The 11,860-nt window shown below is 72.7% G+C and carries 10 protein-coding genes; 4 read left to right on the top strand and 6 right to left on the bottom strand.

Annotated features, from left to right (window positions below; genetic code table 11):
- Positions 1-2: 2 nt before the first annotated feature.
- Genes JOY88_RS03940 through JOY88_RS03915 form a run of 6 tightly spaced genes read right to left on the bottom strand, consistent with a single transcriptional unit; the run spans position 3 to position 3,808 of the window.
- Positions 3-413: a response regulator gene (locus tag JOY88_RS03940; protein ID WP_293500530.1), complete on the bottom strand. Its 411-nt coding sequence runs from the start codon at positions 411-413 to the stop codon at positions 3-5.
- Positions 410-895, bottom strand: coding sequence for a GAF domain-containing protein (locus tag JOY88_RS03935; protein ID WP_293500528.1), 486 nt, complete (start codon positions 893-895; stop codon positions 410-412). Before JOY88_RS03935 ends, JOY88_RS03940 begins: the two co-directional genes overlap by 4 nt.
- 25 nt (positions 896-920) lie before the next feature.
- Positions 921-1,535, bottom strand: a complete 615-nt coding sequence (locus tag JOY88_RS03930) for a hypothetical protein (protein WP_293500526.1) — start codon at positions 1,533-1,535, stop codon at positions 921-923.
- Positions 1,536-1,548: 13 nt separating this feature from the next.
- Complete coding sequence (locus JOY88_RS03925; protein WP_293500524.1) at positions 1,549-1,887, bottom strand: hypothetical protein; 339 nt, start codon at positions 1,885-1,887, stop codon at positions 1,549-1,551.
- Complete coding sequence (locus JOY88_RS03920; protein ID WP_293500522.1) at positions 1,888-3,069, bottom strand: FAD-dependent monooxygenase; 1,182 nt, start codon at positions 3,067-3,069, stop codon at positions 1,888-1,890.
- Positions 3,070-3,073: 4 nt separating this feature from the next.
- A complete protein-coding gene (locus tag JOY88_RS03915) occupies positions 3,074-3,808 on the bottom strand; it encodes a substrate-binding periplasmic protein (protein WP_293500520.1) in 735 nt (244 codons plus the stop codon).
- Between the two features lie 121 nt (positions 3,809-3,929).
- On the opposite strand from JOY88_RS03915, the gene JOY88_RS03910 reads away from it, so the two are divergent.
- From JOY88_RS03910 to JOY88_RS03895, 4 genes are all read left to right on the top strand, one after another.
- A complete protein-coding gene (locus tag JOY88_RS03910) occupies positions 3,930-4,913 on the top strand; it encodes a potassium channel beta subunit family protein (RefSeq protein WP_293500518.1) in 984 nt (327 codons plus the stop codon).
- 61 nt (positions 4,914-4,974) lie between these two features.
- Positions 4,975-8,121: a ligand-binding sensor domain-containing diguanylate cyclase gene (locus JOY88_RS03905; RefSeq protein WP_293500516.1), complete on the top strand. Its 3,147-nt coding sequence runs from the start codon at positions 4,975-4,977 to the stop codon at positions 8,119-8,121.
- A gap of 16 nt (positions 8,122-8,137) precedes the next feature.
- Positions 8,138-11,296, top strand: a complete 3,159-nt coding sequence (locus JOY88_RS03900; protein ID WP_293500514.1) for a ligand-binding sensor domain-containing diguanylate cyclase — start codon at positions 8,138-8,140, stop codon at positions 11,294-11,296.
- A complete protein-coding gene (locus tag JOY88_RS03895; RefSeq protein ID WP_293500512.1) occupies positions 11,293-11,859 on the top strand; it encodes a hypothetical protein in 567 nt (188 codons plus the stop codon). Before JOY88_RS03900 ends, JOY88_RS03895 begins: the two co-directional genes overlap by 4 nt.
- Position 11,860: the final 1 nt, after the last annotated feature.

Raw genomic sequence — 11,860 nt, 5'->3', positions numbered from 1 at the left:
TATCAGGGCTCGGGCCACGGCGCCGGGGCGCCCAGCGCGGAGATGGCGTCCAGCATGCCGCGCACCTTGAAGGGCTTGAGCAGCAGCCGGCAGACGTCGAGCTGCTTGAGCCGCAGCACGAGTTCGATGTCGCAGCTCGCCGCCGTGGCCGCGACCGGCAGGCCGGGGATCTGCGAGGTGCTGCCGGCGCGCAGCTGGCGCAGAAGCTCCAGCGCCTGGCCGTCGTCGTCGATGGCGATCAGCAGTGCATTGAAGCGGCGCTCGTGCAGTAGCTTCTCGGCCGTGGCGGGGCTGGTCGCCTCCAGTACGTCGGTCAGGCCCATGTCCCGCGCCAGCAGTGCCACCGTGCGCCTGAGCACGAACTGCGGCTCCATCAGCAACAGCCGACCCTTGGGCATGACGACGGTGCTCATGGCGCGCCCAGCTCGGCGACGACGAGGTCGCGCAGCGTGCACAGGATGCGGCGGTCCAGCGCATCGAGGTGGCGCGGCCGGGTGTCGATGAGGCACAGCGTGCCTATCGTCGCGCCGCAGGCCAGTGTCAGCGGCGCGCCGATGTAGAAGCGGATGAAGGGCGCGCCGGCGACCAGGGGGTTGTCGGCGAAGCGCGGGTCCCGCGTCGCGTCCGGCACCTCGAAGAGCTCGCGCTGCACGATGGTGTGGCCGCAGAAGGAGACCTCGCGCGAGGTCTCGCAGGCCTCCAGGCCGACACTGGCCTTGAACCATTGGCGGTCGCTGTCGACGAGGCAGATCAGCGCGATGGGCACGTCGAACTCGCTGGCGGCGAATTCGACGAAGTGGTCAAAGCGCTCCTCGGGCGGCGTGTCTAGGATCAGCAGCTCGCGTAGCGCGCGCAGTCGCTCGGCGTCGTTGGCGGGGATGGGGGCGGGCGTCATGGGCGGTCCAGTCTAGGCCGACCACTCAGCGCACATCAAGGGTGTAGGTCACGGCCTGCGACAGGCCGGGCAGGATGCCGCCGAAGTTCAGCTTGTAGCGGCCGCGCTTGAGCGGCCCCAGCGCGACGTAATAGCCGTTGCCGGCGGCGGGCGCGTCGTCGTCCGGCGCGACGAGGAAGCAGCCCCGTGTCGGCTGGCGGTGCTCGCCCAGCCCGTCGAAGCGCCGGCCATTGAACTCCAGCACCAGGGCGGCCGGCGCGTCGATCTGCGTCTCGGCGCGCAGCATCAGCGATGCGCAGGCTTCGCGCTCGTCGTCGGGCGGGAAGGCGATGACGTTCACGAGCGGGAAGAACAGCGTCTTGCCGGCCGGGACGCTGCAGCTGCGCACCGTGCGCCGCGTGTCGTAGGCGCCGGCCAGGAACCAGACCGGACCCGACTGGCCGCTGGCGCACAGCCGTCCGTCCGCGTCGGCGACGGGGCTGTCCACGTCCTCGAAGGACAGCGCCCAGCGCCACCAGCGTTTGGACCATTCTTCCTGGGTCGCTCCGGCGATGGCCTTGGCCGGCGGGATGAGCTGGGCCAGGGCCGGCTGGGCGGCGGCCAGAAGCAGGCCGGCCGCGAGAGTGAGGGTGGGGCGCAAGCGGTTCTCCAGGTCAGCGGCGCAGGCAGGGGCGCTTCATCGCGACCCCGGACCGGCGGAACCCCAGTGTCTCGTAGAAGGCCGACACGCCGTCGCCCCCGGCGCGCAGCACCCGGTGCATGCGCTCTCGCTCGCCCATGGTGGCCCGCGCCAGCCGCGTGACCATGTCGCGGCCGCGATGAATCGCGGCGACGACGACCATGGAGGTGCGGCCGTTGAAGAGGCTGTCCGTGATGGCGCGCAGGAAGCCGACGACCTGGACGTCCTTCACGGCCACCGGCGCGACCTGGGACCGGGCGAGCAGCGGCCGCGCAGCCTCAACCTCTCCCCGGTGGGTGGGACGGATGTCCATTCAGCCCCCAAACATCATGCGCCGCGCCAGCGCCGTCTTCAGCGGCGTTGCCAGCTCCAGCCCGGCCAGCGCCAGGCCGCGCAGCGCCGGCAGTCCCGGCAGGCGCCAGGCGAAGCTGCGGGCGAGGAAGTCGGTCGCGGCGATCATGGGCCAGCGGTCGGGGGCGCGCTGCCACTCGACGCGGGCCAGCGTGGCGTCCAGGTCTTGCCCGGTCTCGGCCGCCTCGCGCAGCGCGTCCACCAGGGCCTGGGCGTCGCGCAGGCCGAGGTTGAGCCCCTGGCCGGCCACTGGGTGCAGCGTCTGGGCCGCGTTGCCTATGCGCAGCGCGCGGCCCTGCAGCAGCCGCGTCTCGGCGTTCAGGCCCAGCGGGAAGCATTTCAGCGCCGAGATGCCGGTCAGCCGGCCCGCCGCGGCGGGCAGCTGTTGCTGAATGACGGTCAGGCGCTGGGCGTCGCTCAGCGTGGCGATGTCGTCCTCGGCCTGGGGCAGGCACCAGACCAGCGCCGCGCGCGGCCCCTGCGCGTCGTCGGGCAGCGGCAGCAGGGCCAGCGGGCCGTTGCGCGTGAAGCGCTCGATGGCCAGGCCCTGCAGGCCCGGCGTGGCCAGGCGCACGCTGCCGACCCAGGCGTTCTGGTGGTAGTCGCTGCGTATGGACTTGCGCTGTTGCTCGGCGAACACGCCGCCCTCGGCGACGACGGCGAGGTCGAAGCGATCGACGATCGGGCCCTCGCCGCAGTCCAGCTCCACGCCGTCGGCCTGCGAGCGGATCGCATGTACCGCCGTGCCGAAGCGCGTGAACAGCCGCTGCGGCGCGGCGCCGGCGAGTGCCAGCCAGCGCTGCTGCAGCGGCGCAACGAGGGCGCCATAGGGCAGCACGGCGCCCAGCTGGGGCAGGCCTTGCTCGGTGGCGCTGATGCGCACCTCGCCGGCGATGGGCGCGGGCGGGGCCTGGCTGACATGCACGGCCCGGATGGCTTGGGCGCGCTCGGGCTCCCAGGCCGACAGGCGCTGCAGCAGCCGGATGCTGCCCAGGTTCAGCGCCAGCGTGCGCGCGTCGCGGCCGACGTCGTGGTCGAGCGCGCGCGTGTCGAACAGGTGGATCTCGTGGTCGCCCAGGCGCTCGGCGGCGAGCAGGGCGAGGGCGAGGCCGGCCGGGCCGGCGCCTATGACTGCGAACTTCATGCCCTCAACGATAACGGTCGCGGATGCGCTTCAGGCTGCCGTCGGCCTGCATCGCCATGATGGCGGCATTCAGCGCGGCGAGGCTCAGGGGGGTGCGCGGCGACAGCGCGCAGCCGTTGCGCCATTGGGCGATGGGCAGCGGGGCATGCACCTCGACCGGCAGCTCGCCGCGCCGGAGCAGGTATTCGAAGTTGGTGCGGCCGATCACGGCATGGTCCACGCGGCGGTTGGCCAGCTTGCGCAGGTTGCTGCTCAGGTTGGGCGCGTCGTCGCGGACGAAGCCGCTGCCCAGCCGCTGCTCCAGCTCGGGGTAGACAAAGCCGGCGATCGTTCCTATGCGCTGGCCGGCCACGTCGCGCAGCCGCGTTGGTGCGCCGTGCCGGGCGGCGGTGACGAGCAGGTCGCCGTCGTCAAGGAAGGGGTGGCTCCACCGCAGCGGACCGGAAAGCCAGGCCGGCTGGTAGCCGCAGATCATGTCCGCCTCGCCGTCCAGCAGCGCTGCGGCGATGCGGCGGCGCGGCAGCAGCCGGAACTGCACCGACCGGCCGACGCGCCGGCCGATCTCGACGGCGAGGTTGTGCTGCAGGCCGTCGACCACCGTGTCGCCGCGCACCAGTGCCTGCGGCAGCTCCGTGCTGCCGTCCACCAGCACCTGAAGCGGCTCGGCCCCGGCGGCCCGCAACGGCCCGGCCAGCGCCAGGGCGGCGCCCGGCAGCAGACGGCGTCGGATCGAGTGCATGCTTGGCTGTTCCCTTCGGGATGCCGCCGGGCGCCGGCGGCACCCATGCGGGGCGATTGTGGCCGGGGCTTAAGCTGTCGGCCTGCGCGCTCCGCGCTTTCCTTCCGTCATAGGACTCCCCATGCAATACCGCCGCCTCGGCCGCGCCGGCCTCCAGGTCTCAGAACTTTCCCTCGGCTCCTGGGTCACGTACCACAACCAGGTCGACACCAAGGCCGCCACCGAGATGCTGGCCGCGGCCTTCGACGCCGGCATCAACTTCTTCGACAACGCCGAGATCTATGCCCAGGGCGAGAGCGAAGTCGTCATGGGCCAGGCCTTCAAGGCACTGGGCTGGAACCGCCTGGACTACATCGTCTCCAGCAAGTTCTTCTGGGGGCTGCAGCGTGACGGCGTGACGACCACCAACCGCAAGGACACACTGAACCGCAAGTACCTGATGCAGGCCGTGGACGGCTCGCTGAAGCGCCTGCAGCTGGAGCATCTGGACCTGATCTACTGCCACCGCCCCGACCCGCACACGCCGATCGAGGAGACGGTCTGGGCCATGAGCGACATCATCCGCCAGGGCAAGGCGCTGTATTGGGGCACCAGTGAATGGAGCGCGGGCGACATCCGCGCGGCCTGGGAGATCGCCGAGCGCCACCACCTGCACAAGCCCGTCGTCGAGCAGCCGCAGTACCACCTGTTCCATCGGCGCAAGGTCGAGCAGGAGTTCGCGCGCCTGTACGACGACATCGGCCTGGGCCTGACGACGTGGAGCCCGCTGGCCTCGGGCCTGCTGACCGGCAAGTACCGCGGCGGCATTCCCGCCGGCAGCCGCGGCGCGCTGGACAACATGGCCTGGATGCGCGAGCAGCTGCAGGACAAGACCAAGAACGACGCGGTGGGCCAGTTGGCCGACATCGCCGCCGAGCTGGGCTGCAACACGGCCCAACTGGCCATTGCCTGGATCAACCGCAACCCACGCGTGTCCACCGTCATCCTGGGCGCCAGCCGTCTCGAGCAGCTGCGCGACAACCTCGGGGCACTGGCTGTGACGCCCAGGCTCACGCCGGAGGTGGTCGAACGCATCGACGCTATCACACGCCCCCTGGCCCAGTAGGGCTGGGAAACGTGCCGATTGCCACGGCGGTGGCGCCCACGCCGTCGCTGAGAATGCGGGCATGAGGGTGTTGCTGAGGAAGGGGTATGCCACCCTGCTGATCGCCTCGGGCCTGGCCGGTCCGGCATGGGCCGTCACGCCGCGCTTCGAGCCGGTGGGCGAGGCCGATTCGCTGCGCGACCGCGCCGTCTCGGCGCTGGCCATGGACGCCCAGGGTTTCCTTTGGGTGGGCATGCCCGACGGGCTGCAGCGCTTCGATGGCTACCGCTTCCGCCGCCATCCGCTGCGCGACCCGGCGGATAGCGCCCCGGTCGACCAGTTCGTGCGCAGCCTGCTGGCCGATCCGCGCGGCGGCCTGTGGGTGGCGGCCGGCAACAGCGGCCTGGCCTGGCTGGACACCGCCTCCGGTCAGTGGACGCGCTGGGCCCGCACCGAGGGTGGCCCGATCGACGCGCTGGCGCCGGCCTCCAACGCCGTGCGCGCGCTGGCATTGGAACCCGATGGCAGCCTGTGGGTGGGCACGCAAGGCGGCCTCTCGCGGCTGGACCCGCAGCGTCGCGGCTTCACGCATATGCGCGGAGCAGGCTCGGGCCTGCCGGACGACCGCATCGCCGCGCTGCTGCGTGACCGCCATGGCACGCTGTGGATAGGCAGCTGGCAGGGCTTGGCCCGCAAGCGCGCCGGCAGTGATCGTATCGAGCCCGTGGCGCTGGGCCTGGCCCGGCCGCAGATCACGCTGTTGGCCGAGACGCGCGACGGCCGCGTGCTGGTCGGCACCGGCCTGGGCGACCTGCGCATGCTGTCGGCCGAGGACGGCCGTGTGCTGCCCTTCGCCGAACGCAGCGGCGCCAGCGACGGTGCCTGGCCCGTGCTGTCCATGACGCAGGCCGGCGACGACGAACTCTGGCTGGGCGGCCGCAACGGCATCGAGCGCCGCCGCGCCAGCGACGGGGCCCTCATCGAACGCCTGCCGCACGATGGCAGCAGCCCGGCGCCCGTGCCGCGCAGCGAGGTGCGCGCGCTGCTGCGCGACCCCTCCGGCACGATCTGGGCCGGCAGCTACCGCTCCGGCCTGATGCGCCATGTGCCGCCGCTGCCGGGCCTGGCCCTGGTGCAGAACGACGACGAGCGCTGGCGGCGCTTCGGCGACCTGGACGTGCGCAGCGTGCTGCAGCTCGACGACGGCCGCGTCTGGCTGGGCACCCAGGCCGCCGGCGTGCTCGTGCTGGACGCGGCGCTGCGGCCCGTCGACGAGATTGTCACGGTCGCAGGCCGCAAGGCCCCTCTGGGCCGCATCGGCGCACTGGCGCAGACGCCCGACGGCGTCTGGCTGGCCACCGAGTCCGAGCTGATGCGCTTCGACCCCGACGGGCGCTGGCGCCAGACGCTGGCCACCGGCCGCGTCACAGCGCGCCGCATGGTCGCCACGCGCGACGGCCAGCTCTGGATCGCCACCACCGACGGCCTGTGGCGGCTGCCGCCGCGCGGCAGCGAGCTGCTGCCGGTCATGCTGGCGGATGGCAGGCGCAGCGGTGGCGAGGTCAACGCCGTGCTGGAGATGCGCGATGGCAGCCTGTGGGTGGGCGGCGCGGCCGGTCTGCTGCGCATCGCCAGGCCCGATGCGGCCCAGCCCGTGGCCGACGCGCCGGCCACGCCCGGCCTCGTGGGCCGCACCGTCGTCGGCCTGGCCGTGGACGGCCGGGGCGCGCTGTGGGTGGACACCAGCGCCGGCCTGCACCGCGGCGCCGTGGTGTCGGACGCGCAGGGCCTGCGCTTCGAGCATTTCCCGGCCGCGTCGGGCGACGACGTCATCGGCGCCTTCGGCGCCAACCTGCTGGCCGATGCGCAGGGGCGTGTCTGGACGCACCGCGGCTTTTTCGACCCGCGCAGCGGCCAGCGCCAGGAGCTGGGTGCCGTGGACGGCGCCGACATCGGCACCGCCTGGTTCCGCGCCTACACGCGGCTGGCCGACGGGCGCTTCCTGTTCGGCGGCGCGCGCGGTGTGCTGGTCCTGCAGCCCGAGCGCTTCGCACCCTGGGCCTACCGGCCGCCGGTCGTCGCGACCGAGCTGCACCTGGGCGGCGTCAACCGGCCGCTGCCGGCCGCCGGCCAGCCGCTGGTGCTGGCGCCTGGCGAGCGCAGCTTCAGCCTCGGCTTCGCTGCGCTGGACTTCAGCCGCCCGGCCAGCATCCACTACCGCTACCGCCTGGAGGGCCTGGATGCCGGCTGGCTGGAGGCCGGCGCCACCGCCCGCCGCGCGGCCTACACCAACCTCGAACCCGGCAGCTATGTGATGCGCGTGCAGGGCAGCAACCGCCAGGGTGACTGGAGCCCGCACGAACTGCGCCTGGACGTGCAGGTGCGGGCGGCCTGGTGGCAGACGCGCTGGCTGCAGGTGCTCGCGGGCCTGGCGACGCTGGGCCTGTTGCTGGCGGCGTTCCGCCTGCGCACACGCATGCTGCTGCAGCGCCAGCATGCGCTGGAGGCGCGCGTCGCCGAGGCCACCGCTGCGCTGGCCGCCAAGTCGGCCGAGCTGGAGGAGGCCAGCCTTACCGACCCGCTGACCGGTTTGCGCAACCGCCGCTTCCTCGAGCAGCAGCTGCCAGGCGACGTCGCGCTGGCCGTGCGCCGCCACGAGAGCAGCGAGCTCTATGGCCATGCGCCGCTCACCGCGCCGCTGGAGCGCAGCCGCGAGATGCTGTTCTTTCTCATCGACGTGGACCATTTCAAGCGCATCAACGACGAGCACGGCCACATGGCCGGCGACGCCGTGCTGATGCAGATGCGCGGCCGGCTGATCCAGGTCTTCCGCGCGTCCGACTACCTGGTGCGCTGGGGCGGCGAGGAGTTCCTCGTCGTGGCCCGCGAGACGCCGCGCACCCGCGCTGCCGAGCTGGCCGAACGGGCCCGCCAGTGCATCGCCGGCCAGCCCTTCGACCTGGGTGGCGGCGTGCGGCTGTCGCTGACCTGCTCGGTTGGCTTCACCGCCTTCCCGCTGTGTGCGGAGTTGCCGCGCGCGCTGGACTGGCGCGCCGCCGTCGACCTTGCCGACGCGGCCCTCTACCAGGCCAAGAAGGGCGGTCGCGACGCCTGGGTGGGCCTGCTCGATGCCAGCGCCGCCGGCGAGGCCGAACTGCGCGGCGACACCCGGCGGCCGCTGGCCGACTGGGCCGCCAGCGGCCGTCTGCGCTTACTCCAATCCGACTGAGATGCAGAATCACCCCATGACATCCGTGAAGAGGTGGGGGGCGATTCTGCTGGCTGCCGTGGGGCTCTGCACGGCGGCCAGGGCCGTGGTGCCGCGCTTCGAGTCCATCGGCGATCCCGGCGCCGTGCGGGACAACGTCGTGTCGGCGCTGGCGCTGGACGCCCGCGGCCTGCTGTGGGCTGGCTCACCCGAGGGTCTGCTGCGATTCGACGGCTACGCCTTTCGCCGCTACCCACTCGCCGGACCCGACGGCCGGCTGCTTCCCGAGCAGTTCGTGCGCGCCATGCTGCCCGACCCGCGCGGCTGGATGTGGGTGGCGGCCGGCAACAGCGGCCTGGTGCGCATGGACATGGCCAGCGGCCGCTGGGACCGCTGGGCCCGCGACGGCAAGTCCGCCGACGAGACCGCGCCCGCCGCCAACACCGTGCGCAGCTTGGCGCTGGAGAAGAACGGCACGCTTTGGATAGGCGGCAGCGGCGGACTGGACCGTTTCGACGTCAAGACCCAGCGCTTCACCCACCACCGGGGCCGCGACGACGGCCTGCCCGACCCGCGCGTGCAGACCCTGCTCGTCGACCGCCAGGGCACGCTGTGGATAGGCACCTGGCGCGGCCTAGCGCGCAAGGCGCCGGACGGTCCCATAGAGACACTGGACGTGGGCGTCGGCGACCAGCTCGTCACGCTGATCAGTGAGGCGCTGGATGGCCGCGTCATCGTCGGCACCGCCCAGGGGCGGCTGCGCGCGCTGTCGCCGCAGGGCCAGCCGCTGCCCTTCAGTCCAGGCGCCCAGCCGGGCGCCACCGCGGGCGCCTGGCCCGTCATGGCCATGGCCCAGCCGGACGCCGACGAGCTGTGGTTCGGCGATGCCTCTGGCCTGTCACGGCGGCGCGCGACCGACGGCGCGCTGATCGAGCGCCTGACTGCAGCCGGTGCCGCGAACGCGGGATCGGCACCGCGCAGTGACGTGCGGGCGTTGATACGCGACCCGGCCGGTACCGTCTGGGCCGGCAGCTATGGCGGTGGCCTGATGCGCCACGTGCCATCGCTGCCGGGCCTGTCCATGGTGCGTGACGGTCTGGGCGGTCCGTCCGGCGGGCTGGACGTGCGCAGCATCCTGCAGCTGGACAACGGCGAAATCTGGCTGGGCACGCTGGCTGGCGGCATCGAGCGCCGCGACCGCCAGCTCCAGCCGCTGGGCCTGGTCGCCCAAGGCCCCGGCGGCCTGCCGCCGGGCCGGGTCAATGCGCTTGGGCAGACCCGGGACGGCTCCGTCTGGGTCGCCATCGACACCCAACTGCTGCGTTTCGACGCCCAGGGCCACTGGAAGGAGACGCTGCGCAGCGGCAACGCCGTGCCGCGGCGCTTGCACGCCGGCGCCGACGGTGCGCTGTGGATCGCGACGCTGGACGGCGTCATGCGCTGGACGCCGGCCAGGCCCGTCATGCGCCCCGTACCGACGGCCGGGCTGGTGGGCGGGACCGGCGAAGTCAACGCCTTTGCGGCCCTGCCCGATGGCAGCCTGTGGGCCGGCGGCGCGGCGGGCCTGTTCCGCATCGCCAGGCCCGGCGCGGACGAGCCCGTGGCCGAATGGGTTGAGCCCCAGGGCCTGACCGGCCAGACCGTGCTGGGCATGGCCGTCGACCTGGCCGGCCGCCTCTGGGTGGACACCGGCACCGGCCTGCATCGCCTCGTCGAGAGCGACGGCCGGCGTGCGCGCTTCGAGGCCATCGGCGCCTCCGACATCGGCGGCGCGTTCGGCGCCAACCTGCTGTTCGACAAGCAGGGCCGCATCTGGTCGCAGCGCAACATGTACGACCCGCGCAGCGGCGAGCGCCGCGAGCTGGGCGCGGCTGACGGCGCCGACCTGGGCACCGGCTGGTTCCGCGCCTATGCCAAGCTCGACGACGGCCGCATGCTGTTCGGTGGCGCGCGCGGCCTGCTGGTCATCGACCCCGAGCGCTTCGCGCCATGGACCTACCAGCCGCCGCTCGTCGTGTCCGAGCTGCGCGTGGACGGCGAGGAGCGCGTGCTGCCCGAGGGTGGTGCCCTCGTGCTGGCGCCCGGCGAGCGCGGCTTCAGCCTGGCCTTCGCGGCGCTGGACTACAGCCAGCCCGGGCGCAACCGCTATCGCTACCGCCTCGAGGGCCTGGATGCCGGCTGGATAGACGCCGGCGCGCTGGGCCGCTCGGCGGCGTACACCAACTTGGCGCCGGGCAGCTACGCCCTGCGCGTGCAGGGCAGCAACCGCGACGGCGCCTGGAGCTCCAGCGAGCTCAAGGTCGGCATCGATGTGCACGCGGCCTGGTGGCAGACGCGCTGGGCCCTGGCGGGGGCCATCGTCGCCGGCGCGCTGCTCGTCGCCGGCATCGTCAACATGCGCACGCGGCTGCTGCTGCGCCATCGCCGCGTGCTGGAGGTTCGCGTGCAGGAGCGCACCGTGGCGTTGGAGGCGGCCAAGTCAGCGCTGACGGCCAAGTCTGCCGAGCTGGAGGAGGCCAGCCTCACCGATCCGTTGACCGGCCTGCGCAACCGCCGCTTCCTGGACCGCCAGATGCCCGCCGACGTGGCGCTGGCGTTGCGCCACTACGAGCCGCCGGCCGTCGCGGGCCAGGACTGCGAGCAGGACCTGCTGTTCTTCCTCATCGACATCGACCATTTCAAGGGCATCAACGACGCCCATGGCCACATGGCCGGCGACGCCGTGCTGATGCAGATGCGCGGCCGTTTGGAGCAGGTCTTCCGTGCCACCGACTACCTGGTGCGCTGGGGCGGCGAGGAGTTCCTCATCGTCGCCCGCGGTACGCCGCGCCGCCGTGCTGCCGAGTTGGCCGAACGAGCCCGCCTGGCCGTGTCGGTCCAGCCCTTCGAGCTGGCCGGCGGTCTGCGCGCGGCGCTGACCTGCTCGGTGGGCTTCTCGGCATTCCCGCTATGTGCCGCACTGCCGCGTGCGCTTGACTGGCGTGCCGCCATCGATCTGGCCGACGCGGCGCTGTACGAGGCCAAGGGCAACGGCCGCGACGCCTGGGTGGGCCTGCTCGATGCCCGCGCCGACGGCGAGGATGCGCTGCGCCAGGACCTGCGCCGGCCGCTGGACGCCTGGGCCGGCAGCGGCCGGCTGACCTTGCTGCGCTCCTCGCGACCGACCCAGGAACTTCACACCATGGAACCCGCATGAGGAAGGCGCCACCGCTCCCAGCACTGCCCGCCTTCGTCATCGGGCTGTGCCTGGCCTTGCCGGCGGCGGCAGCCGAGACCGCGGCCTGCGAGGCCAAGTACAAGGAGGTCGCGCCGGCCGCGATCAAGCTGCCCTATCGGGAGTTCGACCAGACGGAAGCGGGTTGGCGCCAGCTCGGAAACTGCTTTCCCGAGGCCGTCCAGCTGCTGGGCCGCTATGTGAGGAAGCAGGAGGCCGAGCTGCGCGGCGTGCGCTGGCATCTGGCGCAGACGCTGGCGATGTCCGGGGACAACGCACGTGCCGCCGAGGAGGCGCTCAAGTCGCTGGTGCCCGACGAGGCCAGGCAGCAGCCGAGCTTCAGCTGGAACACCTATGCGCTGGCCACCGTGGCCTTTCTGCGCGGGGACAGGGCCGCCTTCGACGCCCAGTACGAGGCTCACCGGATCGCGACCGAGAAGCACCCCGAGAACCGGACGAATCTGGACGTCCTCACGGGCCTGTCCCGATGCTTCGACAGGCCTTACCAGGAGGCGTATGGCAGCTGCCGGCCCGCCCCGCCCTGAT

Source organism: Roseateles sp., from assembly GCF_019237615.1.
GTDB lineage: Bacteria > Pseudomonadota > Gammaproteobacteria > Burkholderiales > Burkholderiaceae_C > Pelomonas.
This window is presented reverse-complemented; position numbering and strand designations above follow the sequence as displayed.